Source organism: Mesorhizobium sp. M0239 (genome assembly GCF_040321815.1).
In the GTDB taxonomy this organism is placed as follows: domain Bacteria; phylum Pseudomonadota; class Alphaproteobacteria; order Rhizobiales; family Rhizobiaceae; genus Mesorhizobium.
The window spans coordinates 82,227-107,379 of sequence record NZ_JAMYSG010000007.1; the positions used below are offsets into that span (position 1 = coordinate 82,227).

General features: G+C 60.9%; 31 protein-coding genes. 12 read left to right on the plus strand and 19 right to left on the minus strand.

The annotated features are described in order from the left end of the window. Position 1: 1 nt before the first annotated feature. On the minus strand, positions 2-1,645 hold the full coding sequence (locus NKI99_RS08960; RefSeq protein ID WP_023810369.1) for a N,N-dimethylformamidase beta subunit family domain-containing protein: 1,644 nt from the start codon (positions 1,643-1,645) through the stop codon (positions 2-4). A 154-nt stretch (positions 1,646-1,799) separates the two neighbouring features. Here NKI99_RS08960 and NKI99_RS08965 point away from each other — a divergent pair, with 154 nt between their 5' ends. From NKI99_RS08965 to NKI99_RS08995, 7 genes are all read left to right on the plus strand, one after another. Beyond that, positions 1,800-2,048, plus strand: coding sequence for a ParB N-terminal domain-containing protein (locus tag NKI99_RS08965; RefSeq protein ID WP_013532091.1), 249 nt, complete (start codon positions 1,800-1,802; stop codon positions 2,046-2,048). A gap of 129 nt (positions 2,049-2,177) precedes the next feature. Then, on the plus strand, positions 2,178-2,663 hold the full coding sequence (locus tag NKI99_RS08970) for an SRPBCC family protein (RefSeq protein WP_023810371.1): 486 nt from the start codon (positions 2,178-2,180) through the stop codon (positions 2,661-2,663). A gap of 43 nt (positions 2,664-2,706) precedes the next feature. Next, positions 2,707-3,663, plus strand: a complete 957-nt coding sequence (locus NKI99_RS08975; RefSeq protein ID WP_352610589.1) for an alpha/beta fold hydrolase — start codon at positions 2,707-2,709, stop codon at positions 3,661-3,663. A gap of 197 nt (positions 3,664-3,860) precedes the next feature. Then, entirely contained in the window at positions 3,861-4,259 is a 399-nt protein-coding gene (locus tag NKI99_RS08980) for a GFA family protein (RefSeq protein ID WP_023810373.1), read from the plus strand. A gap of 179 nt (positions 4,260-4,438) precedes the next feature. Then, positions 4,439-4,636, plus strand: coding sequence for a hypothetical protein (locus NKI99_RS08985; RefSeq protein ID WP_013532087.1), 198 nt, complete (start codon positions 4,439-4,441; stop codon positions 4,634-4,636). 188 nt (positions 4,637-4,824) lie between these two features. Next, positions 4,825-5,697 carry an undecaprenyl-diphosphate phosphatase gene (locus tag NKI99_RS08990; RefSeq protein ID WP_127321898.1) on the plus strand — a complete coding sequence of 291 codons (873 nt, stop codon included), beginning with the start codon at positions 4,825-4,827 and terminating at the stop codon, positions 5,695-5,697. Between the two features lie 76 nt (positions 5,698-5,773). Beyond that, positions 5,774-6,562, plus strand: coding sequence for a phosphodiester glycosidase family protein (locus NKI99_RS08995; RefSeq protein ID WP_352610590.1), 789 nt, complete (start codon positions 5,774-5,776; stop codon positions 6,560-6,562). 72 nt (positions 6,563-6,634) lie between these two features. Here the strand turns inward: NKI99_RS08995 and NKI99_RS09000 are convergent, their stop codons facing one another. Further along, the gene (locus NKI99_RS09000) at positions 6,635-6,910 is read right to left on the minus strand and encodes a hypothetical protein (RefSeq protein WP_245490376.1); all 276 of its coding nucleotides are present in this window, start codon (positions 6,908-6,910) and stop codon (positions 6,635-6,637) included. Here NKI99_RS09000 and NKI99_RS09005 point away from each other — a divergent pair. From NKI99_RS09005 to NKI99_RS09015, 3 genes are all read left to right on the plus strand, one after another. Beyond that, on the plus strand, positions 6,798-7,799 hold the full coding sequence (locus tag NKI99_RS09005; RefSeq protein ID WP_502895807.1) for a glycoside hydrolase family 25 protein: 1,002 nt from the start codon (positions 6,798-6,800) through the stop codon (positions 7,797-7,799). The genes NKI99_RS09000 and NKI99_RS09005 overlap by 113 nt on opposite strands. Before the next feature lie 154 nt (positions 7,800-7,953). Continuing rightward, a complete protein-coding gene (locus tag NKI99_RS09010; RefSeq protein ID WP_023810377.1) occupies positions 7,954-8,562 on the plus strand; it encodes a class I SAM-dependent DNA methyltransferase in 609 nt (202 codons plus the stop codon). A 117-nt stretch (positions 8,563-8,679) separates the two neighbouring features. After that, complete coding sequence (locus NKI99_RS09015) at positions 8,680-9,645, plus strand: DUF3592 domain-containing protein (protein ID WP_352610592.1); 966 nt, start codon at positions 8,680-8,682, stop codon at positions 9,643-9,645. Between the two features lie 6 nt (positions 9,646-9,651). Here the strand turns inward: NKI99_RS09015 and pqqE are convergent, their stop codons facing one another. From pqqE to NKI99_RS09055, 9 genes are all read right to left on the minus strand, one after another. Beyond that, entirely contained in the window at positions 9,652-10,773 is a 1,122-nt protein-coding gene (gene pqqE / locus NKI99_RS09020) for a pyrroloquinoline quinone biosynthesis protein PqqE (RefSeq protein WP_023810379.1), read from the minus strand. Continuing rightward, the gene (gene pqqD, locus NKI99_RS09025) at positions 10,770-11,066 is read right to left on the minus strand and encodes a pyrroloquinoline quinone biosynthesis peptide chaperone PqqD (RefSeq protein WP_023810380.1); all 297 of its coding nucleotides are present in this window, start codon (positions 11,064-11,066) and stop codon (positions 10,770-10,772) included. The genes pqqE and pqqD overlap by 4 nt, the downstream gene beginning before the upstream one ends. After that, the gene (gene pqqC, locus NKI99_RS09030; protein WP_023810381.1) at positions 11,063-11,821 is read right to left on the minus strand and encodes a pyrroloquinoline-quinone synthase PqqC; all 759 of its coding nucleotides are present in this window, start codon (positions 11,819-11,821) and stop codon (positions 11,063-11,065) included. Before pqqC ends, pqqD begins: the two co-directional genes overlap by 4 nt. Continuing rightward, the gene (gene pqqB / locus NKI99_RS09035) at positions 11,818-12,756 is read right to left on the minus strand and encodes a pyrroloquinoline quinone biosynthesis protein PqqB (protein WP_023810382.1); all 939 of its coding nucleotides are present in this window, start codon (positions 12,754-12,756) and stop codon (positions 11,818-11,820) included. Before pqqB ends, pqqC begins: the two co-directional genes overlap by 4 nt. Before the next feature lie 153 nt (positions 12,757-12,909). After that, a complete protein-coding gene (locus NKI99_RS33835) occupies positions 12,910-13,005 on the minus strand; it encodes a coenzyme PQQ biosynthesis protein A (RefSeq protein WP_013532074.1) in 96 nt (31 codons plus the stop codon). Between the two features lie 166 nt (positions 13,006-13,171). Beyond that, a complete protein-coding gene (locus NKI99_RS09040; protein ID WP_352610594.1) occupies positions 13,172-13,732 on the minus strand; it encodes a PQQ-dependent catabolism-associated CXXCW motif protein in 561 nt (186 codons plus the stop codon). Further along, entirely contained in the window at positions 13,729-14,622 is an 894-nt protein-coding gene (locus tag NKI99_RS09045) for a quinoprotein dehydrogenase-associated putative ABC transporter substrate-binding protein (RefSeq protein WP_352610596.1), read from the minus strand. Before NKI99_RS09045 ends, NKI99_RS09040 begins: the two co-directional genes overlap by 4 nt. Beyond that, complete coding sequence (locus NKI99_RS09050) at positions 14,594-15,118, minus strand: c-type cytochrome, methanol metabolism-related (RefSeq protein WP_127327544.1); 525 nt, start codon at positions 15,116-15,118, stop codon at positions 14,594-14,596. Before NKI99_RS09050 ends, NKI99_RS09045 begins: the two co-directional genes overlap by 29 nt. Before the next feature lie 176 nt (positions 15,119-15,294). Continuing rightward, positions 15,295-17,196, minus strand: a complete 1,902-nt coding sequence (locus NKI99_RS09055) for a methanol/ethanol family PQQ-dependent dehydrogenase (protein ID WP_352610598.1) — start codon at positions 17,194-17,196, stop codon at positions 15,295-15,297. Positions 17,197-17,882: 686 nt separating this feature from the next. On the opposite strand from NKI99_RS09055, the gene NKI99_RS09060 reads away from it, so the two are divergent. Continuing rightward, the gene (locus NKI99_RS09060; RefSeq protein WP_023810388.1) at positions 17,883-18,236 is read left to right on the plus strand and encodes a hypothetical protein; all 354 of its coding nucleotides are present in this window, start codon (positions 17,883-17,885) and stop codon (positions 18,234-18,236) included. Between the two features lie 118 nt (positions 18,237-18,354). Here the strand turns inward: NKI99_RS09060 and NKI99_RS09065 are convergent, their stop codons facing one another. The 6 genes from NKI99_RS09065 to NKI99_RS09090 all read right to left on the minus strand — a co-directional run bounded on the left by NKI99_RS09065 (position 18,355) and on the right by NKI99_RS09090 (position 23,101). Next, positions 18,355-19,218: a quinoprotein dehydrogenase-associated SoxYZ-like carrier gene (locus NKI99_RS09065; protein WP_352610600.1), complete on the minus strand. Its 864-nt coding sequence runs from the start codon at positions 19,216-19,218 to the stop codon at positions 18,355-18,357. A 117-nt stretch (positions 19,219-19,335) separates the two neighbouring features. Continuing rightward, complete coding sequence (locus NKI99_RS09070) at positions 19,336-20,307, minus strand: quinoprotein relay system zinc metallohydrolase 2 (protein ID WP_352610602.1); 972 nt, start codon at positions 20,305-20,307, stop codon at positions 19,336-19,338. Between the two features lie 34 nt (positions 20,308-20,341). Further along, the gene (locus NKI99_RS09075; protein WP_023810391.1) at positions 20,342-21,082 is read right to left on the minus strand and encodes an ABC transporter ATP-binding protein; all 741 of its coding nucleotides are present in this window, start codon (positions 21,080-21,082) and stop codon (positions 20,342-20,344) included. Next, on the minus strand, positions 21,051-21,875 hold the full coding sequence (locus NKI99_RS09080; protein WP_031212962.1) for an ABC transporter permease: 825 nt from the start codon (positions 21,873-21,875) through the stop codon (positions 21,051-21,053). Before NKI99_RS09080 ends, NKI99_RS09075 begins: the two co-directional genes overlap by 32 nt. Further along, entirely contained in the window at positions 21,872-22,858 is a 987-nt protein-coding gene (locus NKI99_RS09085; protein WP_023810393.1) for an ABC transporter substrate-binding protein, read from the minus strand. The genes NKI99_RS09080 and NKI99_RS09085 overlap by 4 nt, the downstream gene beginning before the upstream one ends. A 33-nt stretch (positions 22,859-22,891) precedes the next feature. Further along, a complete protein-coding gene (locus tag NKI99_RS09090) occupies positions 22,892-23,101 on the minus strand; it encodes a hypothetical protein (RefSeq protein WP_023810394.1) in 210 nt (69 codons plus the stop codon). 363 nt (positions 23,102-23,464) lie between these two features. Here NKI99_RS09090 and NKI99_RS09095 point away from each other — a divergent pair, with 363 nt between their 5' ends. Further along, complete coding sequence (locus NKI99_RS09095) at positions 23,465-23,845, plus strand: c-type cytochrome (RefSeq protein WP_023810395.1); 381 nt, start codon at positions 23,465-23,467, stop codon at positions 23,843-23,845. 47 nt (positions 23,846-23,892) lie between these two features. Here the strand turns inward: NKI99_RS09095 and gph are convergent, their stop codons facing one another. Next, positions 23,893-24,594: a phosphoglycolate phosphatase gene (gph, locus tag NKI99_RS09100; RefSeq protein WP_352440185.1), complete on the minus strand. Its 702-nt coding sequence runs from the start codon at positions 24,592-24,594 to the stop codon at positions 23,893-23,895. Next, complete coding sequence (locus tag NKI99_RS09105; RefSeq protein WP_023810397.1) at positions 24,591-25,148, minus strand: thioredoxin family protein; 558 nt, start codon at positions 25,146-25,148, stop codon at positions 24,591-24,593. Before NKI99_RS09105 ends, gph begins: the two co-directional genes overlap by 4 nt. Between the last annotated feature and the right edge of the window lie 5 nt (positions 25,149-25,153).

Consider the following 25,153-nt stretch of genomic DNA (forward strand, 5'->3'; position numbering starts at 1 on the left):
ATCAGGGCTTTCCGAGGTAACGATCGAGGACATTTTTTGTGACGCGTTCGACCATCGGGTCCTGTCTTAGCAGGCCGGCGACCCATTCGCAGCTTCCGGCGTGGAACACCTCGCCCTTGCCGCGCGGGAAATTGACGATCATGCCATTGCCGCGTTTGACCTTTTCCAGATTGGCGTCGCTCGCCTCTCCGAACAGTGTTTCGGCGGTGAAGCGACCGTCTTCGTCGGTGAGGAACTGATCCTCGATCGGAATGTCGGCGCTTTCCTCGACCTGGGATGCCATGCCGACCGCGAGAACCTGCAGGCCGTCTGGCGCGCCGCTGGTCGCTGTGGGGTAGGGCAGGCCGCCGCGTATCTCGAAATCGAGCCCATCGACTTCATAGCCATAGACATGGCTGTCGGAGCCCAGCAGGTCACCATAATAGATGCCGGTGCCAGCAAAGGCCCAGTGCTCCGGCCGGTAGACCGGAAAGCCACGCACGCCGCGCGGCGCGCAACCGCCCCAACCGGTATAAACCCCGCGCGTGGCGTTGAGCCCGAAGGTCGCCGAACCCGGCCGGCCGATTTCCGGCGCTTCCCAGGAGTTGGTGGCGCGGGTGATGTCGCCGCCTGGGAGATAGGCGGGGTCTTCGGCACGCGCGCGATATTTGTAGCAGACCTGCCGGCGGGCCTCGTCTTCCAGCCGCGTCTGCCACATGAAATTGCCGGCAAAGCGCGCCGCATGGCCGCCGCGCTCGACATAGGCGTCGACGGCATCGCGCATTTCCCAGGTCCAGTATTCGTCATGGCCGACGAAGACGGCACAGTCGTAGCCGTCGAGAATTTCGGACGAAAAATGCAGATCGTGCTGGCTGATGAGATCGACGCCATAGCCGGCCTGTTCGGCGAAGCGGAAGAAATGGCTGTCATAGCTGGCCCAGCCCGAAGAGGCGTATTTCTTCGAATGGCCTGTGGCGAGCGCCCATTCCATATGCGGATAGCGGGGAATCGTCTTGGGTGGCACGGCGACTTCCAGCGGCACGCGCGGCGCGTCTTTCGGCAGCACGACGAAGCCGCGGCACCAGGGGCGTTGCGTCGACACGATGGGCGAATACTGGTTGCGATCCGGCCCGGTGATGCCCTGGTAGTGGTTGGAGCCGCCCCAGGTGTTGTAGGCCAGCCATGTGCCTGTCGCAGCCACCTGCAGCACACGGCCGGGTTTACGGCCCGGCTGCGGGCTGACGATGAAAAGATGATGGGATTGGATCGGTTTGCCGTCGCGGCCGTCGGCGGTCAGCGTGACCCGATAGGCGCCGGACGGCCAGTCCGCCCCGACGCGAAATTCGAAGGATACGTCCCAGCCGCAGCCTTCAACCGAACACTGGTCAGGTGTGTCCTGCCGGCGTGCCGCGATGCCCGATTTTTCGAACGCTTTGGTCTCGCTGCCGCCATCCCGGGTGATTGTCATGCCGAAGTTCGGAGCTGTCGAACTGACATGCAACGCCACCGTTTCGCCGGCGCGATAGGAAAAGCGGTCGCTGTAGCACCAGATCTCGCCGCGCTCGCCATCCATCCCCGGCCATTCGTAGTAATGGCCACGCACCGCGTGGCGGCGCTGCTCCGGCGTCAGTCCGAAATCGGGGAATTCGGTCGGCAGATGGGTCATGAACACCTGAAAGGTCGAAGGCCGCCATTTCGGCGATCTGCTGTCGTTGCGTCAAATGGAAACGATCGGACCAGCATTCGTTAGCCGCACCCTTGGCCGCCTCCATCAAACGGACTATCTCAGGGCAGGCGGCGTTTCCGCCACGGGGGTCGGAATGCTCAGAGTGCAAAAGGTCAAAGTCGACGAGATCTACGTGCCGACAGCGCGCAAGAAGACGCTGCATCCCGAGACCGTCCGCCATCTGGCCGAGGACATTCTGGAAAACGGCATGAAGACGCCGATCCAGGTCCGCCATGACGGCAAACGCCACATCCTCGTCGAAGGCCTGCACCGGCTGGAAGCGGCAAAGTGGCTCGGCGAGACCGAAATCGAGGCTTATCTGGTGCAAGCCAAGCGCCACTGACACTTCCTTCGTTCCCCACGGACCGACGCGGAGCAGGGACGTCATCGCAAAATTTTCGTGGACGATGTCGGTTTGCGGTTCATCGGCTCGTCCTTGGGACGGAAGCCAGATCGAACGCAGGACGCCCTTATGACCACCAAGCTCGACACCGCCCCCACCAACGACCGTGAAGTGGTTCTTGCCCGCATCATCGATGCGCCGCGTGAGAACGTCTATCGCTGCTGGACCGATCCGAAACTGATCACGCGCTGGTTCTCGCCAAAGCCGTGGACGACGCCGCGCGCCGAGATGGATGTGCGCACCGGCGGCTCGAGCCTTGTCGTCATGGCTAGCCCGGACGGTAACGAATTCCCCAACCCGGGAATCTTCCTCGAAGTCGTTCCCGGCAGGAAGATCGTCTTCACCGACGCCTACACAGAGGCTTGGCAGCCTTCGGAAAAGCCGTTCATGACCGTCGTGCTGACCTTCGAGGACGAGGGCAACGGCAAGACGCGCTACATCGCTCGGGTCAGGCACTGGAGCGTCGCCGACCGCGAACAGCATGAGAAGATGGGTTTCCACGAGGGTTGGGGACAGTGCGCCGACCAGCTCGAAGAACTCGCCAAAACGCTTTGATCCGCATGACGCTCTGATACCGGCAGGACGAGAGGAGATCGATATGTCCAAAACCCTGTTTTTCGCCATTTTTGCTTCGGCCGCAGCACTGCTTGCCTGCCCGGGCACCACCAATGCGGAGGAGACAAAACCCGCCATGACGACTGAGACGAACGCACTGCCGAAGCCGGAAAAGTCTGGCCTGCTGCCGATCGACGGCCTGAATTATTATTATGCCATCTATGGCAAGGGCGAGCCGCTGCTTCTGCTGCATGGCGGTCTCGGCACCACGGATATGTTCGCGCCGATCCTGCCGAAACTTGCCGAAAACCGCACCGTCATCGGCGTCGACCTGCAGGGTCACGGTCGCACCGCGCTGGGTGACCGACCATTCACCGTGGAAGCGATGGGCGACGACATGGCCGCCATCGTCAAGGCGCTCGGTTACGACCAGGTCGATGTCATGGGCTATTCGCTGGGCGGCGGCGTCGCCTTCCGCATGGCCGGCCAGCATCCCGAAGCGGTGCGCCGCCTCGTCCTGGTATCGACCGGCTACGCCACGGACGGCTTCTATGACGAGATGCGTCCCCAGCAGGCACAGGTGAGCGCGGCTGCGGCTGAGTTCATGAAGGACACGCCGATGTACAAATCCTACGTCGCGGTGGCGCCGCATCCGGAGGAGTTCCCGAAGCTCCTCGATGCGCTGGGCGGCTTCATGCGTCAGAACCGCGATTACTCGGCCGACGTCGCCAAGCTGAAGATACCTGTCATGCTGGTCTATGGCGACAGCGATATGTACAAGCCCGAGCACGAGATCAAGTTTTATCAGATGCTCGGCGGCGGGCTGAAGGACGCCGGCTGGATGCGCGAGAACCTGTCGCAGAACCGCCTGGCGATCCTGCCCAACCGCACCCACTACGACACTTTCTTCGCCCCCGAACTCACGGCCGCCGCGCTGCCGTTCCTCAACGGCCAGACCAAGGTCAAAACCTGGGACGAGGTCGTCGGCGAAACGGAGTGAACGCCAAGGCCGCCGGTTGTTGGCTGGCAGCCGGCGGATCGTCATGCGGCCGCCATGACGGCTTTCGGCGTCATGACTTCAGCCCCACTCGCATCAGCATAAGCGATGACGTTGCATCAAAGCTTTTCAATTGACCCAATCGGCCGCGCCGATACCTTGCGCGCCTATTCTCCCCCACCAGTGGATCGATCCGGACAATGGCAAGATATGACGGCGGATGCCTGTGCAAGGCGGTGCGCTACCGCGCGGACGCGGCCCCCATCAACGAACGCGTCTGCCACTGCCGGGTTTGCCAGAAGGCGATCGGCGCCGCCTTCAACGCACGCGTCCTGTTTCGCATCGACGACGTGACGATCGACGGGCCGCTGGCGACCATAAACTCTTCGCCGGATCTCAAGCGCGGCTTTTGCCCGAGCTGCGGCACGACGATGTTTTCCCGGCGTGATTCCGCTGATATCATCGGCATCACCACCGGTTCGCTCGACGATCCCACGGTTTTCAAGCCGCAAATGCATATTTTCACCGCCTCGAAGCAGCCCTGGGTGGTGCTCGATGACAGCCTGCCGAAATACGAAGGCGCCCCTCCGCCAGGCTAATTTTCCCCTTTCCCTTTGTTGTGGAAGAAGGTGGATCGACGCGCTACGCCAGCGAGAAGGAAGAACGCAACCATGGCCAAAATTTAAATCGACACGAGGTAGCCGGCAAAGCGTCATTGGCAGGCCATCATTGTCTCCCTATTTATGGGTCGCGGGTACGGCATTCGAGGAGACGACGGATGAACGACAGCATCAGCACCCTGGACGAGCTTTTGAGCGATCCGATGGTCCTGCTTGTGATGGAGCGCGATCGTGTGCGCCCCGAACAGGTGCGCATGCTGCTCGAACGGGCTCGCCGGCCTTCGACCGATGAGCCCGAAGTGCCGCCGGCGCATGTGATCGCCAGGACATGCCAGAAACTCTGGCTCTGCCCGTAGTCGCTTTGCGATTTTCCCTGTGTATCTCAAGCCGGCTCCAAGGTGGGCCGGTTTCGAACGGCGTGCACTTCGGCACGCCAGCTTACAAATCCGTAAATTGATTATCCGGCCCATGACGATAAGGCTTGTCGGGGATTGACCGGTGGTCGGTCCACGCAACTCTGATCTCTCATGCACGGAATTCGATTTTGGCCGACATCTGCACACAAGGCCTGGACACGGGCTTCGTCGGGCTGGGGTTCGCCAAGGTGGCGTTCCTCGGCGTGGTGCAAGGCATCACCGAACTGTTGCCGATTTCCTCGACCGCCCATATGCGCATCGTGCCGGCCGTGCTCGGCTGGCAGGATCCTGGCTCCGCCTTCTCCGCCGCCATGCAACTCGCGGCTCTTGCCGCGGTGGTCAGCTATTTCTGGAGTGATGTCAGGAATATCCTGTTTGGTTCGTTCGACGCTCTGGCGCGACGCGATTTCGCCGACCGGCATTTCAAGCTGGCGCTCTGGATCGTGCTGGCGACGATCCCGATCGTCATCGCCGGCGTGGCGCTGTCGGGCGTGCTCAACGCCTGCAATTCGCCGCTACGCAGCCTAACGGTGATCGGCTGGGCCTGCATCGCAATGGCGATCTTGCTGGCGCTGGCCGAGATCTTTGCCCGTCACCGGCGCAGCATGGGCGGTGCGTCGCTGACCGATGCGCTGCTCGTCGGTGTTGCCCAGATCGGCGCGCTTGTCCCCGGCGTCTCGCGCTCGGGCTCGACCCTGACGGCGGCACTGGGGCTCGGCTTCAAGCGGGCCGAGGCGGCGCGCTTCTCGTTCCTGCTCGGGTTGCCGGCGATTGCACTCGCCGGCCTTAAGGAACTCTGGGAACTGCACAAGGTCCATCTCGACGCCCATGGGTGGTCGGTCCTTGCCGTCGGGCTGGTCGTCGCCTCGATCTCCGCCTTCTTCGCCATATGGGGGCTGATGCACGTGCTGGAGCGTTTCTCGGCCTGGCCGTTCGTCATCTATCGCGGCCTGCTCGGCATCGTCTTGTTGTTGAGCGTCGCCATGGGATGGCTTGCCTAAGTCCAGCGCCTTTCACAGTATCGCTTGAAACGGGTTATATCCGTATCGGACCTCGAACTTCGATTCCGGTAAGCGCATGGATTTCCTGACCCTCTTACAATCATTGCCGTTGCTGCTGGCATTGGCCAAGGGCGCACTGCCGTCAGTGGCGGCATTAGGCATGGGATTTGGCCAGTGGGTCGCCTCACTGCCGCCATGCCGGGACTTCACCTTCGAGGCGACCAGCTATCTCGTTTGCGAGGTCGATCCGAAACGATATCAGCTCGAGCTGTTCTGGAAGGATGCGGCGGGCAAGCCGTTTCAGTCGCTGCACAATCTGCATGCCGCGCAACAGGCAGCAGGTCGCACCATGCTGTTCGGCATCAATGCCGGCATGTATCACCCGAACCTCGCTCCGGTCGGCCTCTATGTCGAGCGTGGCCAGGAGATGGCCTCGGTGAAAACGGGATCTGGAAGCGGCAATTTTTCCCTGCAGCCGAACGGCATTTTCTACATTCGCGACGGCAAGGCCGCGGTCCGTGCCACCAGGGATTTCGTGAAAAGGCGCCCGACCGTCGACTATGCGACGCAATCGGGGCCGATGCTGGTGATCGACGGCAAGCTGCATCCGAAATTCCAGGCCGACGGCACTTCGCGGAAAACCCGCGACGGTGTCGGGGTGCGAAAGGACGGCGTCGCGGTCTTTGCGATTTCGAACGGCACAGTGACCTTCCATGCCTTCGCCCGGCTTTTCCGCGACGCGCTTGGCTGCGACAACGCGCTGTTCCTCGACGGCACGATATCAAGCTTGTTTGCGCCTGCCATCGGCCGCAAAGACGACTACTGGAATCTCGGGCCGATGATCGGCGTTTTCAGGAAATCCTAGCCGGTTTTCCACCGCGCTTACCCACACGCGGTATGGGCGAAAAAAATTGATTCAAACTTTATTGGTAATTTCTCATTCATAACTGATCCGGTTTGTCCGTCGGCTGTCGTTTTGCCCTCGGTCTGTTGTGTTTTGAGTACAGGTCCAGATGCGGATTCCGGGCGTCGTCAGTTTTTTGATCGCATCGCTATGCCTTGCCGGCTGCTCTTCAACGGCCGGCGTCGACGCGCTGGATTTGCAGAAACCGTCCAACGAGACCACCAGTTCCGTGATTCGGCCGCCGGCACCGATCGCCGCTGCTCCGGCGGCAAGGGGCAACAGGGCGGCAAGGGCCGAATTGGCCCCCATGTCTGACAACGGTCCGAGGCGCCCGTTTGGTTTGGCGGAGGAGGAAGAGACGGGGGTGTTTGCCGCACCTGATGTGCCTGATCCCCAAGTGCCTGATGTCGGCGGGTTGCCGGTCGAGCCGGCAGCCTTGGTGTCGCCGCCCAAGCTGTTGACCCGCGCGGCACCGGCCATGCTTGCCGGGCCGCTCACCCGTTACGGTTTTCGTGATGCCAAGCCTATCAATTTCGGCAAGGCTTCGCCTCGCCGCCTTGCAGTGCACGGCGTCGACGTCTCGCGTTGGCAAGGCAACGTGAATTGGGACAAGCTGCGCGCCCAGGGCGCCAACTTCGCCTACATCAAGGCGACCGACGGTGGCGACCACCTCGATCCGATGTTCATGAAAAACTGGCGCAACGCCGACGCCGCCGGCTTGAAGCGCGGCGCCTATCATTTCTTCTACTGGTGCCGCACGGCCGGCGAGCAGGCGGACTGGTTCATCCGCAACGTGCCCAGGGTCGAAGGCGCACTGCCGCCGGTGATAGACGTCGAGTGGAACGGCGAGTCCAGCTGCAAGCGCCGGCCGTCGCGCGAAAAGGTGCTGGAAAAGATGCAGGTGTTCATGGACAAGCTGGAGCGCCATTACGGCCAGCGTCCCATCATCTACACCGCGCCCGATTTCTACCGCGACAATCTCAGGGGCGAATTCCTCGACTATCCGTTCTGGCTGCGTGCCGTGGCCCAGCATCCGTCAAAGGTCTATCCCGGCCGCAAATGGCTCTTCTGGCAGTATTCCGGCTCCGGCCTGTCGCACGGCGTCACCGGCCGTATAGACCTCAATGTCTTCCATGGCGACGAACGGCAATGGCGCGCCTGGGCCGGCGGCCGGCAGACGGTAGCCGACGCCAACTGAGACAGTCGTCAGTCCCGGCGCGCTTCGCTCTGCCTGATGCCCGCGGTCTGGGCAAGCGCGATATCGGACTGCTCGATGGACACGCTTCCGCCGGCAGCATTCGCTGAGGAAAGTGTCCGGCTCTTTGACCGACATGGACGCATGGGAGGAAAAGATGGGTGTGTCATCGGAGGCTCTGGCGCAGAGCCGTCAAACGATCAGCGCCTACGAGGATTATGCCGAACAATATGATGCCACCGTGCGCCATGTTCCCAACGAGAGGGAGCAGGCATCGCTGAAGCGCCTGGTGGCAATCGCTGGCACAGGCGGCCGGATTTTGGAAGTCGGGTCCGGAGCCGGATATGACGCGGATTTTCTGGAGACTTTGGGTGTCAAAGTCCGGCGCACCGACGCAACCAAGCGGTTTCTGGAACTGCAGGCCGCGCGTGGCAAGCATGGCGAGTTGCTCGATCTCATCACCGATGATCTCGGCGGCCCCTACGACGCAGTCCTGGCCCTCTGCGTCCTCATCCATGTGCCTCGCGACGAGACCGACCAGGTACTTGCCAAGATAGCCGGGTCGCTGCGGCCGGGCGGCGCCTTCCTCGTCTCGATGCGCAATGGCGACGGCGAGACATCAGGCGAATATCACATGGTCTACTGGCGCAGGGACGACTTCGCGGCCCGTCTCGAAGGCGCCGGGCTCGTCCTCATCAGGGAGGATTTCAACGTCGGCCGCAATAGCGAAGAATGGAACACGTTCCTGGCCGTCAAGCCTGCATGACCCGCCGAACGCTGTCGCTGTTTGCGCTGCTCAGCCTTTTCAGATTTCGCGAATAAGCAAGACATTGCCGCAGCCTTGCTGTCTATGTGAAGTTCCTGCACTCCTGGGGGAGACGAGTTGGAACTCAAGATCATGCTTGTCGGCTTTGCCTGCGTGGTCGCGGGCGCGCTGTCGTTCATCACCTTCATGAAATGGCGAGAGGTGAAAGCGCTCAGCCGCTGGTTGCCGGCCCCGGGAAAGATCATTTCCTCGCGCGTCGAGGCACGTGAAGTGAGAAACTCGGGCGTTGGCTCGGACAGCAGCGATACCACCGAAATGCGCAATTTTCCGGCGATCACCTTCGAATACAAGGTCGGCGGCAAGAAATTTCAAAGCTCGCGCTACAGCGTGAAGGAGAATTTGGGGAATTTCGAAGTCGCTGAAACCCTTGCCCAGTTTCCCCGCGGCGCGGAGGTGACTGTCTTCTACAATCCGGCCGATCCGAGCAAAGCGGTGATCGAGCGCACACTGCCGGACGGCGCCTTCAAGTTCATGGTCCAACTTTCGGCAGGATTGGTGATCGGGGCGGTTGTGCTGGTGTTTTCCGTCGGCGGTGTTCTGGAAGCGATTGGGCCGCATTTGCCCAAGCCGCAGAATCTCGGTGCCGCGGCGTTGCTGCTTTTTATGGGCTTGTTCATCCTGAGCATGGGTTTCGCCCAGAAAGCGTTAGCCGAGCAGGCGGCAAAATGGCCGATCGTCGCTGGCCGCATCGACACTTCAGGTCTGCAGGCGCTCCGAAACCATTCAGGCTATGGCCGCTGGCGCACCGTCTCCAAATCCCGCATCGTCTACTCCTATGGCGTCGCCGGCCAGCGCTACAGCGCCGATCGTGTGACCTTCGGCGCCACCGTGACCGCCTCGCTGCCCGGCCTCGTCGGCGGCCAGGCACGGCAATATGTCGAAGGTAGCAAGGTCGACGTTCACTATGACCCCGTCAACCCCGGCTCAGCGGTGCTCGAATGCCGGGTCCGGGGGCTTGGGCTGCTATGGATCTGCTCGGCAGGCTTTCTCGGCGGCGCCGCCTTTCTGCTCGGGCTGGTATGACACTGGTCAGGCGGATTCGGTCATGGCGCCGATCCGCCGGTAGACGAATGGTTCTTCTCTCGAAGGGGCTGTGGCAATGCGCTTGGCTTCGTCGACCAGCATTGCCATGCGAGCATGGATCGGCGATTTCGCGCAAGCCGGGTCCGTTGCAGCGGCATCGCCGGCGATCGCCATCGCCTGGCAGCGGCAGCCGCCCCAGTCGATCTCGCGCCGCTCACAGCCGCGACAGGGTTCCTGCATCCAGTCCGTGCCGCGAAAGGCATTGAACCCCGGTGAATCGGCCCAGATCGAGGACAGCCTGCGTGGTTCGAAACGCTCGAAGCTGAGAGACGGGATCGTCTGTGCGGCATGACAGGGCAGTACGGTGCCGTCAGGCGTCACCATGAAGGCGTCACGCGCCCAGCCGCCCATGCACGGCTTGGGATAGATCGCAAAATAGTCCGGCGTCACAAAATCGATGTTGATGATGCCGGCCAACCGCTCCTGTGCCTCCGCGACGATCTCCGCCTGCCTGTCGACCGCTTCACGCTCGGGCATCAGTTGATCGCGATTGGTCAACGCCCAGCCGGCATACTGCACATTGGCGATCTCAAGCCTCTCCGCGCCCAGCGAAAGGGCGAGATCGATGAATTCCGGCACTTCCTCGATGTTATGGCGATGGATCGGTGCGTTGATGGTAAGAGGCAGACCGGCAGCGCGCGCGCGGCGTGCCGTCTCCAGCTTCTTTTCGTGGGCGCCCTTGTGGTTGCCGATGCGATCGGTGGTCGCCGGCCGCGCGCCTTGAAAGCTCAGTTGCAGATGGTCGAGACCGGCTTCGGCAAATGCCTCGATACGGCCCTCGACGATGCCAACGCCCGCGGTAATCAGATTGGTGTAGACGCCGCGCCCCGCAAGCCCGGCGATCAATTGCTCGAGGTCGCGGCGCAGTGTCGGCTCGCCGCCGGACAGATGCACCTGGAGCACTCCGAGATCGGCGGCCTCCGAGAACAGAGCGAGCCAGGTCTCTGTGTCGAGTTCGCGATTGGCCTTCAGCAGTTCGAGCGGATTGGAGCAATAAGGACATTGCAGCGGGCAGCGATGCGTCAGTTCCGCCAGCATGCCGATTGGCGGGAGGAGGGGCGTGCTCATAGCCTCACCAGCAGCTTATCCGACCATTCCTGCAGGAAGGCGATGACGTCAGTCGCCACGGCCTCCTGCTCGGCCTCGTAATCCGCGGCAAGGCCGGCAATGATGTCGCCGACCGTGGACCGTCCATCGCAGCGGCGCAATATGTCGAGACTGATATCGTTCGGCCAGAATATCTTTTCCGGTGACAGTACGGCGAATGCCTGCCGCACGGAATCGTACTGTATGCGCGCGTGCTTCGGCAGCGAAGGCACCGATCGCAACGACACCACGGCTCTTTCGCGCAGCGCCATCATTGGGCTGCCTCGGGCTGGAAGGCGCCAGGCGGTATGCTGCCCTGCTCGCCATAAGCGTGTTGAAGCGCATCAAGCATGGCCCAGAGTATATCGCATTTGAACACCAGTGCATCGATTGCCTGCTGCTGGCGCTCCGCCGTATCGGCATGGCTGAGCACGTAGGCGAGGGCGAAGCCGGCGTCACGCGAGGCTTGTTCGGGCCTTTGCCTGAAATAGGCCAGCGTATCCTCGGTGATGTAGTCGTATTTGGCCAGCATTGCCGGCACCCGCTCACCGATGATGAGTGGCGAGAACATCTCGGTCAGCGACGACGCGACCGCCTCGAACAGCGTCCGGTTTGTACAAAAGGAAAGGTAAGCGCCCACCGCGAAGCGCGTCGCCGGCAGCGCCAGCCTTTCGCTCTTCACGGCCTCGGCGTCCAGGCCGAGCGAAGTTGCCAGATGCAGCCAGCGCGCGATGCCGCCGCTCCAGCCGTCCTCGCCGTCATGATCCTCGATCCGCTTGCGCCAAGCGGCGCGAAACGCCGGATCCTCGGCATGCACGAGGATCATGGCATCCTTGCGCGGGATGACCGCCTGATAGCAATAGCGGTTCAGCGCCCAGGCCTTCATCTCGGCCTTTGACAACGCGCCGCTGGTCATCCTGTGGTGAAAGGGATGGCGATTGTGATAGCGCTCGGCGCCAACCTGCCTCAATACGGCTTCGAGAGCGCTCGTGGAGAGTCCGCCTTTGGCTGCATCGCGGAAGTCGCTCAAAATTCCATCTCCATACCGTCGTTTGCGATTTCCCAGCCTGCCGCCTTGACCGCCGCGTGCTCGGCGGAATTCTCGTCAAGGATGGGGTTGGTGTTGTTGATGTGGACGAAGACACGGCGGCTAACCTTCACATCGGCCAAGCCTGCGATCGAACCCAGTTCTCCCGAGATCGCCAGATGCCCCATGCGCGCGCCGGTTTTCTGACCGACGCCGGCGACGATCATCTCGTCGTCGGTATACACCGTGCCGTCGAACAAAAGACAGGCGGCATCGGTGAGACGCGCGCGTAAGCGCGCATCGATGCGCGCGCAGCCTGGGATATAGAAGACGGAGCCGCGGCTGCCGATGCCGGCAATTCGGACTCCGATCGTGTCACCTGCGTCGGAGCTGAAATTGGCATCCGGACGGTCTCTATCCTCCAGATAGAGTGCTATCTTCCCGGGCACGGGAAAGGGCTCGATCATTACGCCGGTATCGCGGCCTTCTGCGTCGCAGATGGCCAATTCTTTCGCCGGCGGCAGGATGCGCCGCGGCACAAGCGCTGGATCGAGAACGTTGAAAATCGAATTCGCCTCCAGCGTCGCCAGAACCTGCGCCGTTGCATAGATGGCGAAAGGCTGCCGTTCGCGCAGGCTGAGCAGTCCGGCGATATGATCGACATCGGCATTGGTCAGCACCACCGCGCGAATAGGCGTCGAGCGCAGCGGCGCATCGCCCGCAGGCTGCAGTTCAGGTGTTGCAGCGATTTGTTGGCGAATGTCGGGCGAGGCATTGAAAAGAACCCAGCCGAACCCGTCCGCAGAGGCGGCGACACTTGACTGGGTTCGTGAATGTACGCCGGCCATGCCGGTGCGAGCCGCACGACTCAGACGGTAGTTGCAGTTCCATTGCGGAAAGCCGCCGCCCGCCGCCGATCCGATGATCTTCAAATGCATGAAAATGCCCGCGCGGCGGCTTCTCTGACCTGCAGGCAATTTGCAGTCACAAAAAACGCTTCGCACGCTTTGCGTGCGTCAAAATCTTTCACGAAAATCCCATGCGGCGAGGGGATGCGCGCCCCTGTCGCCAGGGACGCGCACCTCTGCGGCCTACTTCTTGGGAGTAATTTCAGCAGGCAGATACCGTGAAATTTCGAAGCCAGCGGCAACCTGACACATGGTCGGTTTTTTCCAGTTCTTCTTCATGACATTTCTCCTCTTATACCAGCCCGAAGGGACCGATCCTGTCGTTAGTCAACCATTGCAGGGCACCGACGCAATGGCTCGTCCATCAAGTCTCAAAATGGACAAATGAAACAATAGGTTTTGAAAAGTTGAAAACAAACTATCGAGAATAATTGCAGTCCTTACTTCAATTGTTCGTTGTGTAGGGTTTTTTCTCCTCCAGTGGAAGGTTTGCATCTTCCCACCCATCAGCGCCGAGCGGATACCAGATTACCGAACTGTAGCCCCACTCGACGGCCCGTTTCGCCGCATTCCACGACATCCAGCAATTCGTCATGCAGTAGAACAGAATCGCGCGCGACTTGTCCGTCCCGGCCTTGGCCTCGAGGCCTTGGCGAAAATAGCTGGCGGTCTCCTGCGAAATAGCGCCGTATCCCACATTGGCCAGCCATATGCTGCCTGGAATGTCCTTTCTGACCTTGTCCCTCCATATCGTCCCTGCCGGCAGATTGGCCGGCTTGGGCGTGTCCGGCATCACGTCGAAGAAGATCGCCTTTTTCGCTCGCCACAGCGCTTCCGCTTCCACCGTCGTCACCACCCTCGCGCCTTGCAGCGTCCGCGGCACCGGCGCCCGATAGTCGTCCATTCGGTAACCGCTGGGTTCGGCGACATCGCCAGCCCATGTCGGCTCGGTCAGACCCAGAAGGCTCGCGGCGACCAGCAAGAAAATAGTCTCCCTTCCATTCATTGGGTAATCAGGTTGTCGTGTTCGTCGATCAGCGGCACGTTGTAGCTCAGCAGGATCCTGGTGATCTCCGCCTGGTTTTCCCTGATCACCCGGTTGAGCGTCCGCTTCCATTCCTGGTCGGACGGACGTACGCCCATGGTGATGCGGTAAGACATGCGCGAGCCGGTTTTTTCCTTCACCAGTGGAACGATCGTCACATCAGCTCCGAGTTCCCTTGCATAGTAACCTGCCATCGGACCCCAGAGCACCGCCGCATCGATCTTGTGTGCCAGCATGTCCTTGATCATGACCTCTCCCATGGATGGGGTGACGCGCGTATCCACCGCAAGCGGATAGATCTTGGCGGTCCGCAGAAGCTTGTTGGCGGCCATGTTGGCGGTTGGCGGCGTGCTTTCAACGACGCCGATCGTCTTGCCCGTGAGTCTGGGATCCTCGATCGTTTCCACGCCTTCCATAACTTTGCTTTTCGGATGCACCAGCACATAAGCGGAGCGATAGTAGGCGTTGGTGTTCTGCACCAGCTCATCGCCCTGGGCATAGCCCATGATGATGTCGCATCGGTTGGCCCCCAACGTATTGCGCACGAAGCCGGTGATCGTGGGAAACCAGGTGTAGGAGACGGACTTGCGCCCGGTTTTCGCGGCAACCAGTTCGGCCAGCTTGTTTTCGAATCCTTCGCCGCTCTTGTCGGTGAAGGGCATATTCGAGGGATCGGCGCAGACGCGCAGAATGTCGGGATCGACCAGTTCTCCCGCCGCGCCAAGGCCGGCGCTTTGCGCATGCGCGTTCGACGGCAGCAAGGCGAGTGTTCCGAGGATCGGCAGAACGACGCGCAGCTTCAATGCATCGCGGCCAATCATGTCATCCACCCATGCAGGATGCTTCGGCATCCTTCGCCGCCTGGGCCTTGTCTTCGTGCTTGGGCGGCCGTCCGCGGGGCGCCGCGCCATCTGCGCGCGCGCGCAGGTAGATGTAGAGGTCGTCCATGTAGCAATAGACATTCTTGTTGTCGCCAAAGGCAGGCATGACGTTTTCCTTGCCGCCGCCGACATTCTTGCGGCCCTCGGCGACGATCGAGAGGAACGTGCCGTAATCCATGTTTTTCAAGCTGTTGACCAAAGCCGGCGCATAGCTCGAACCTGTTGCGTCCTGCCCATGGCAGACATGGCAATCGGAGTGATACCGGCGGTAGCCGCTGAACGTGTACCAATCGACGGTTCCGTTTTCGATCTTGTAGGTCGGATTTCCATCCGCATCCAAATACTTGCCGCCTTCTTCCTTCACCGCCTTGGCTTTTTCCATGCTGTCGTCGGCCTGGGCGACGCCTGAGCTTGCCAGAGGCAGCAGAGCCAGGACCAAAGCCGAAATTACAATGCGAACGGACATTCAAACTTCCTTCATTTGCCAATGGACACGGTTTTGCTGGCGCGACCGGCATTGATCGGTGTTTTGGGTGCGTGACCGAATCGAGAGCCCGGCCATGGCTTCCGGATGATCCGGGCTCTCGTTCTTCAAGCCTTTGGTCTCACAAGACCTGAGGCGTTCTCAAGGTTCCCAGCGCATCAATCCGGGAGACCGAAGACGGTGAGCTGACCGCCCAGCGTCGTGTAGTCGGCAAGTGCAGCGTAACCGCCGACGGCACCAAGACCAGCGGTGCCAACGACCGCGGCCTCGTCGCCTTGGGCACGGCCCTGATCGACGGCGCCATGCCAGGCAGCGGCGTTATCAGGCGAAAGCAGACCGCCTGCCAGGCCGATACCTGCCCAGCCACCGACGCCGGACAGAACGGCGATGTACTGCTTGCCGCCCTGCTCGTAGGTCGTGATGTTGCCGATGATGCCGGACGGGGTCTTGAACTTGTAGAGTTCCTTGCCGTCCTTATCGACCGCCTTGATGTAGCCTTCGAGTGTACCGTAGAAGACGACGTCGCCATCTGTCGCCAACGCACCCGACCACACCGAGAACTGCTCGGGCTTCGACCAGACGATCTCGCCCTTGGCCGCATCCCAGGCAATGAAGTTGCCCATGTTGCCGTCGCCGCCAGGTGCGGGATACATCGACACGGTGGCGCCAACATAAGGCTGACCGGCGGTGTAGCTCACCTTGTAAGGCTCATAGTCCATGCAGACATGGTTGGTCGGGACATAGAACAGCCCGGTCTTCGGCGAATAGGCCGCCGGCTGCTGGTCCTTCGTTCCAAGCGCCGCCGGGCAGATGCCCGTCGAGTTGGTGTCTTCGCCGTTCTGCTGGGTCGAATATTTCGCCACGACCTGCGGGCGACCATATTGTTCGCTCTTGGGGTCCATGACGACTTCCGTCGCCCAGTTCACGGCCGGATCGTATTTCTTGGCGACGAGAAGGTCGCCGGTGGCGCGATCCATGGTGTAGGCGAAACCATTGCGATCGAAATGCACCAGCACGTCGTGCTTGGCGCCGTTGACCTCCATGCCATCGACGAGGATCATCTCGTTGATGCCGTCATAGTCCCATTCGTCATGCGGGGTCATCTGGTAGAGCCATTTGGCAACACCCGTATCCGCATCGCGGGCCATGATCGTCATCGACCAGCGATTGTCGCCGGGGCGTTGTACCGGGTTCCACGTCGAGGGATTGCCGGTGCCATAGTAGACCAGGTTCAGCTTGGGATCATAGGAATACCATCCCCATGTCGTGCCGCCGCCGGTCTTCCACTGCTCGCCTTCCCAGGTGTTCGTGCCGGAGTCCTTGCCCACCGGCTTGCCGAGATGCGTGGTCTTCTCGGGATCAATCAGGGTGTCTGCGTCCGGACCTTCCGAATAGGCTTTCCAGGCGAGTTTGCCATCTTTCAGATTGTAGGCGGCCAGCCAGCCGCGAACGCCGAATTCGGCGCCGGATACGCCGATGAGCACCTTGTCCTTGACGACGACGGGAGCAGCCGTGCCGGATTCGCCCTTGCCGCCATCGGTCTGGTCGCCGTTCTTGACCGACCAGACGACCTTGCCGGTCTTCGCGTCGAGGGCGACGACGGTGGTGTCGGCCTGATTGAGAATGATCTTGCCGTCACCATAGGCAACGCCGCGATTGACCGTATCGCAACACATGATCGGAATGACGTTGGGATCCTGCTTGGGTTCGTATTTCCAGAGGATCTTCCCGTCATTCTTGAGATCGAGCGCAAAGACATTGTTCGGGAAAGGCGTGTGAACATACATCACATCGCCGATGATAAGCGGTCCACCCTCGTGGCCTCGTAGCACGCCGGTGGAAAAGGTCCACTTGACCTGCAGGTTCTTCACATTGTCCGCAGTAATCTGGTTGAGTTTGGAATAGCGGGTGTTGGCGTAGTCACCCGTCTGCATTGCCCAGTTCTTCGAATCCGAAGCCAGCTTTGCAAGGTCCTCGTTAGCCGACGCCGTAAAGGCCGCGCCGAGCGACAGAAACGCCGCAGTGGTTAGAATATAGGTAGCTTTCGTAAATACACGCATCCGAATTCCTCCCGAGGTTCATAGTGATGAATCATTTGCTGAGCCCACAAGGGCTTGCCCAAGCGATTCACGGGGGGGAAATATTTCCGGCAGCGTGTCACGACCTAAGCCAGATGTGCAGAGGGCACCGTTACTGCCCACCTCACCTTGGCCTACGAAAGACTGTCGCCGCTCCCTAATGACGGTGACGCCCTTGAAGCCGGAAACAGAGTGAGGCTATGTCATCGCAAAACGCTAGGCAAGCAAAAAAGCCTGGGTGTTTTTTTGCACCGCAATATCGTAAATGATGCGGCGCAATATAAGGAAATAAGTAGGGTAGTATTTGTTAGATGAAGTATTTCTGATTGAGAAATAACGGTGGGCCGGATAAAATTTGATTATTTTTTGAGTTTTACATTTCACCTAAGTGTGGATTTTATTTGGAGGTATTCACTTCGATGTCTCGGCATGGCCATGTACGTGCCCCGTTGGGAAACGATAGTGAGCCAAGCATGAGATGATCGTTGGAGTTGGAGCGTGGACCGGGGCATGGGGCCCCCATGCGGAACCACCGTCGACCAGCACTGCATTCCTCCTTTGGTCGTATACGGAAGCCATGGGCGCTTGACTGACTCTGCGGCACGTTGCCAACTGCCACGGTGATCCCGACTGGGCGCATCGCGCCCAGCCCAACCGGAGGTTTTCCCGTGATCAGATATGTTGGATTTTCGACTTTGCCGCTGCTCCTTGCCGCGCCGCTGGCCTTCGCAAACCCGGCGGGCGCCGCGGGAGATTACCCGACAGCAACGATCGCCGATTACGTGCTCGGCTGCATGCAGACGAACGGCCAGACACGTCAGGCGCTGGAAAGCTGTTCCTGCTCGATCGACGTCATCGCCTCGATCCTTCCCTACGACCACTATGAGAGAGCCGAGACTTTCAAGAGCATGTCTTTGACCACAGGGGAAAACGCGGGGTTGTTTCGCGAAAGCGCACCGGCGAAGGCAGCCCGCACCGAATTGAAGCGCGCGCAGTCGGAAGCCGACGTGCGCTGCTTTTAGAGCCTGCTCCCTCCGCAAGCCGGATGGAGTACCATCCTTTGTCTGATCCTCGCGAAACGAACTCCACTTTCGGGATCGAGCTGGCAAGCAGCCGGCATTACGGCGCAAGAGGGATACTTCAGAGACCTGCTGTCTCCAGGGGCCACTGATTGCGGAATGTCTTGCCATCCGTGTCGATCGCTTCCACCTGGATTTCGCCGTTGCCGTGCACGCTGAAATCGAACCGGAAATTGGGGTCTTCCGAAATCGATATTCCACCTTCCATGGAGAGGATCGGCCGGCCGGCTTGGGAGATCGACAGTTTCTGGACAAAATGGGCCGGTATGAAATACTGGGTCAGCGGATCCCGCTGCAGGCCCGAATTATTAGGGTGCCGGATCATCAACTGCAGTTCCTCAGTCTTGGTCATCGTCTCTTTGGGCGGGAACTGGCGCAGCTTCATCTGACCCATCGTTGCGTTGGCCTCGTCCTGGTTCTTGACCGCAGGGGCGGAGCATCCGCCTGATGCCTTGACGAAGGTCTGCATCATATGGAGTTGGCCGCTCTGCGTCTCAGCGATGGCACGCAGATAGGAATAGTCGTTGACGCGCACGCGCGTCGACAGATGCGTCACGCCGGCATCCTTGCCGAGCTGGAACGTTGCCGCCACCGGTGCAGGGTTGGCATCGATGATCAAGGTAACGGATTTGATGCCGTCCGGCGCCTTGGCTGGATCGAGATAGATGTCGACGGGCACGATGGCGGCATCCTGCGCCCGCTTCGGCGCTTCGATCCTGACGACCCCGGTATCGACCAGAATTGCCCGATCGCCGAACACGTCGCCCTTCAAATCCTGCCAGATCCTATCCGAGGACGCGGTTGTTTGCTGTGCGCTGGCGGTTCCCGAGGAGCCGAGCAGCGTGCCGATGGCCAAGATGATCGCGACGAAAACGGATGCGAGCGGCAAAGCGAGCTGCCGGCTCGAGTAAGCGTGATTTTGCATTTCGATGCCTCCACCAATGCAAGAGAGGTGGTGCCCAGGCTGCGTTGAGGATAAGCCTTTGGCGACACCTTGGCAAATCGCCGTGCGTTACAGGTACCTGACGCGTGTCGGCATCGTCTATTCCCATTCGAGTTCGGCAAATGCGGCCGTTGCGTTGCGCTCGTTGTAATCGTCGAACAGGTGCCAATTATCCCGTTCGGTTTCGCCCGCGGTTTTAACTGCTTCGCGCAGCGGCGTTCCGTCGGCGATCGCCTTTCGGATATCGCGCGCCAGAATCTCGAAATAGCGTCGCTCCTCCGCCAGCGCCTGTGGCCAGTCGGCCGTTACAGGACCATGACCTGGAACGACGCGCGCGGCGTCGATCGCGGTGAGCGCATCCATCTGGCGGAGCCATCCAAGCAGTGATCCGTCGAGCGTCGGCAAGGAGCCTATGAACACGAGATCGCCGGCAAAGAGCGTTCTGGTCGCGGGATCGAACACGGTCAGGTCGTTGTCGGTGTGCGCCGCCTTCCATGCCCGCAGTTCGATCATGCGCCCGCCGAGGTCGAGTTGCAGGCGATCGTCGACCAGCATGGTCGGCGACACGATCTCGATCCCCTCCATCAGCGCCTCGCCAAGCTGTTCGCGATAGTTGTGCAGATAGAACGCGCCACGCGCCTCGAGAGCACGCGGCAGATTACGGTGACCGACGATGGTCGCGCCGATCTTCCGGAATGCCGCATTGCCGAAGATATGGTCGGGATGCATGTGGGTGTTGACCAGGAAGCGAACCGGCTTTGCTGTCAGCTTTCCGATCGCGGCGAGAAAGGCGTGCGCCTCGATGAGGCTGCCACCGCTGTCGATGACGGCAACCGCATCGGTGCCGATGACGGCGCCCAGATTGCAGATCGCACCGTCGTTGGCGGCGGTCATCAACTCATCCGCGCCCTGGAAGGCGAAGACGCCGTCGGCGATTTGTCTGACCGAGAACCGAGAACTGCCACCTGCGGCCAGAACGGCTCGTCCGAGGCAGCATGGCAGCAAGGCGGCGCTGGCGGCGGTGCAGGCGAAGCCACTCACAAGCCTGCGTCTTAGCAGATCAACCGACATGAAGGCCTCCGATATGCATTTCGCCTGCTGGCAATCAGGTGACGTCCGGAAATCTATGATGGAACGACCGCAGAAGGTCGCTCATCACCTGCGAATTGCGATGTTGCCGTGGCAGCCGTACGTCGAACACGCCGAGCACATGGGTTGGCCGCGGCGCGAGCACGATGATGCGGTCCGACAGCATCAGTGCCTCGCGTAGATTGTGCGTCACCATCAAGGCGGTCGTTGGCCGTGCCGACCACACGGTCAAAAGCAGATGCCGAAGCCGCTCGGCGGTCTGTTCGTCGAGCGAGACAAAGGGTTCGTCCAGGAAAAGCACCGCCGGCTCGGTGGCGAAAGCCCTGGCAAGTGCTGCCCTGCGCGCAAGGCCGAGCGACAGTTCGGCAGGATAGAGCGAGCGCATGCCGGCGAGGCCGAGCGTGTCGAACAGCCTGTCGAGATTTTTCGCTCTCAAGCTTTTCGGCAACGCCAGCCTGACATTCTGCTCCACCGTTCGCCACGGCAGCAGGGTCGGTTCCTGGAATACGGCGGCGATGCGGTTCGAACCTCCTTGCGGCAACTGGAAGGAGCCGGAAAAGTCTTTGTCCAAGCCAAGCAGGATACGCAGCGTCGTGGTTTTGCCGCAGCCCGACGGTCCCAGCAAGCAGGCGAATTCGCCTTGCCGGACCTCGAAGGAAAGGTCCTGAAGCGCCGTGATCGAGACGCCTCGCGCGGACCTGAAGGTCTTTTCGGCGATGTCGACCTTAAGCGGGACGACGGCGCCAACGGGTTGCATGTCGTTCAACGGGCTGCACCAGGAGAAGTTCAATGACAAGCATCACCGCCACGAAAGCCAGCGTGTAGGCAAGAATGGCGGCGACATCGAAGAGCTGGAAATAGAGATGGATCTGGAAGCCGACACCGTTCGAGCGGCCGAGCAACTCGACGACCAGGACGATCTTCCAGATGAGGGCGATGCCGGATCGCGATGCGGCGGCAAGATAGGGCTGCAATTGCGGCAGCAGGATATGGCGGATGCGTTCAAGGCGGCCGAAGCGATAGACGGTGGCCATTTCGGCGTAACTTGGATCAAGCGCCCTGGCGCCTTCGCGCATCGTCACCACGACATTCGGGATCTTGTTCACCGCCACCGCGCCGATCGCCGCCACCTCGTTGAGGCCGAACCAGATATAGCCGAGGACGATGACCACCAGCGCCGGGATGTTGAGGAACAGGATCACCCACGGGTTGAAAAAACGGTCGACGCGACGATGGCTGCCGAGCAAAACGCCGATGACGGATCCGATGATCATTGCGACGATATATGCCGCGGCGACCCGGCCGAGGGTCACGCCGAGATGGTAAAAAAGGTCGCCGCTCGCAGCCTCCCTGAGAAGCACCTGCCAGACCTGCCCAGGTCCTGGAAAGGCACGGCTTGGCCAGACACTTGCCGCAAGGTTCCACAGCAGGCAAAGCCCGAGCAGGGAGACCGCTACGGTCAGCGCGGGCATGAGTGCCGTCGCCAGATTGCGTCGGCCGGACATGGTCGGCGGGGCATCACGCGCGCCGTCGGTTCCCAATGCGGTCATTTCTCGGGGTCCTGCCAGAACGTGCCGGGCGCCATTTCCGGCGCGCTGCCGACAAGCTTCGCGCCGCCGATCGCCGCAAGCACATGGTATAGCCTGCCGGCGTCGGCCGCTTCCTCGGCGATCGACCGGCTGGGAATGCCCTGGCGGTAGCGATCGCGCAGTTTTTCCAGTTCCTTGCCTTCCGCGCGAATGATCGGCGCCAGGCGCAGCCATTCGTCATCGGATCTGGCCAGCAAGTCCTTGGCTTGCGCGGACGCCCTCACGAAACCCCTGACGGCATCGGGGTTCTCGTTGGCCCATTGGTCATGGAAGACGTAACCGAGCGCCGAAACGGGTCCCAGAGCCCCGAGCGTCTTTGCCGCGTCATTCACGCCGATCAATCGACGGAAGCCATTGGCCTCGAGACGCGCGCAAAAATGCCAGAAATTCAGCACTGCATCGAGTTCGCCCTGTATCGCCTTTTCCGAAATCAGTGGCGGCGCGCCAAAGACGATGTCGCTGGTTGCCGACAGGTCGACGCCGAGATCGCGTCTGGTCAGCGCTTGTATCAGCAGCCAACTCTTGTCGAGCGGGCCGCCGGCGACGCCGATCTTCTTGTCCTTGAGATCGGCGACCGTCCGGATCGGCGAATCCTCCTTCACCATGATCGCACCCACCGCGGTCGAATAGGGGGTCAATGTGAGGTCGCCGCCTTCGGAGCGCTGGCGCGAGACCCACAGCCAGTCGGAGACGATCATATCGATCGCGCCAGCCAGCATCGCGACGTTGGTTGCATCCTCGCCGGCGAAGTCGATGATCTCCAGACCGATCCCGTTCGCGGCATCGAATTTGTGCTGCCTTAGCGTATCGAGTTCCCAACTCACGGTTCCAAACTTCAGCACACCGAGGCGAATCCTGGCTGCCGCAACGCCCGGCCTGGTAGCAAGAACAGCGGCTGTCCCGAGAACCGCCAGACGCAACGTCATGCGCCGTGAAACCATCATGACACCTCCTCCCCAGGGTTCCGCGCTGCCAAATCAAATGGCTCGTTCCTTGTTTGGAAATGCGCATTTCCAGCGCATGACCTTGAGGGTCGGGTGTTCTTGGGACCATTTCGCGATTTCGCTGGGGGCAAGGATCATGCATTGGAACAGAGTGCCGCGGCTCTCGAAATAGAGATGTTCGTCTCGGCAATTGCTCGGATTGGCGCTGAGGCAAACCGTCAATATGAGATCGACCATGTCCATTCAGCACCTCTTGCGCGTTCCCAAACGCTCATCCCGGCGAGCTCAGCCCAACCAGAAGCGAGGGCAAAATCACCGTTTGCCGGATTTCCCGAGGTGCCAATGGAGAAACCGGAGTGAGGTCAAGCTACGCGCTCGCCGGATCACCGTCAACAAAGACGAATGGACGGGTCTGTTGAGCACCCAGGCCTCTAAACCTTTGTACGATTGACTTTCACAACATGCCAATTAGCTTCTGAATCACGCGGCGCGGCTCCACGGGAGAAGCGGATATTCCACACCACCGCGTAAGGCGCATGCCGACGGATCAAAGGATCGGCATGCGCAAATCGTCCAGGGCACCCAGACGATCAATGAGGAAATGCCATGCGCGCAATCGCATTTTTCGCAGTCATGTCCGTTGTGCCCTTCATCGCGAGCCAATCCCAGGCACAGGATGCGGCGGCGGGTGAGAAGGTCTTCGCCAAATGCAAGGTCTGCCACGTCGCCGACCAGGACAAGAACAAGGTCGGCCCGTCGTTGAACGGCGTCATAGGCCGAACGGCTGGAACACACCCGGGGTTCAGCTATTCTCAGGCGATGGTCGCGGCTGGCAAATCCGGCGTCAAATGGGATGAGCCCTCACTGAAGACCTATCTTCACGATCCCAAGGCCATGGTCAAAGGAACGAAGATGGCGTTTGTCGGCCTCAAGCAGGACGAAGACATCGCCAATGTCATTGCCTATCTGAAGCAATTCTCGAAATAGAGCGCAGCCGGCCGTTCGAATTTGCGTTCGGCCGGCGGACGCCTCAATCACGCATCGGCTTGCAGCCTCTGCATTGCCGAAGGCAGATCGAAAAGGCTGTCGCAAACAAGGTCGGCGCCAAGCTCTTCCACCGGAATGTGGCTGTAGCCGCCGCGCAACAGAATGACGGGCAAGCCGGCGGCGCGTGCGGCGCCCAGGTCAGCGCCACTGTCTCCGACCAGCAGCGCGTCACCGGCGTCGACCCCAAGCTGTGCCAACGCCAGCAGCAGGGCATCGGGCGCCGGTTTCAGGAATGTCACCGCGTCTCCGCCAACGATGGCGCCGAAATATTCCGTCAATCCGAAATGAAGCAGGATTTCGCGGGTCGCCAACTGCGGTTTGTTGGTTACCACCCCCATGCTTACCCCGCCCAAATGAAAGTGGGTGAGAGCCTCCCTGACGCCAGGCATCAGCCTTGTCAGGCCGGTCAGATGCCGGCGGTAGATAGGCGCCATGACGCGGTTGGCCTCATCGAGAGCGTTACCGAGCAGTGGCGCTCCCGACGCCGCGAAGGCTCGCTCGATCAATTTCCTGACGCCGCCGCCGATCATGGCCGTGACCTGATCCAGGCGCAGCGGCGGCAGATCGCGGCTGGCCAGCAATTCGTTGACTGCGGCCGCTATGTCCGGCGCCGAGTCGACCAGCGTGCCGTCGAGGTCGAACAGGATCGCCTTCGGCGATCGAAGCGGCCTACCTGCGCCGACGTTCATGCGGCATCCTTCCACTTGATCGAGCAGCCGATCGAGGCGATCTGGTCCAGCGGCCCGTCGCCGGTTCGGGCAACCTGCTTCATCGCCTCGAACAGATCGCGTCTCAGCCCGGGCGCTCCGGCTTCTCGTCGCGAGGCGTCCAGCCGACCGCGATATTGCAGTCCCAACTCGCTGTTGAACCCGAAGAAATCGGGAGTGCACACGGCTGCGTAATCGCGCGCCACAGTTTGGTGCTGGTCGTGCAGGTAAGGGAAGCTGAAGCCGCTCGTCGTGGCGAATAGCTTCATTTGGTCGAAGGAATCCTCCGGGTAGGCATCGGCATCGTTTGAGTTGATCGCGACAAAGCCGATACCTTCGGCCTTGAGGTCGTTGGCATCGCGCACGATACGTGAAATCACCGCCTTCACATAAGGGCAGTGATTGCAGATGAAGGCCACGACCAGGCCGTTCGGGCCGGCCTGGCTGAAGATCGAATGCGACCTGCCGTCGACGTCAGGCAAAACGGCATCGATGGCGCGCCAGCCGAAATCGCAGACAGGGGGGACGGCCGCCATGCTTG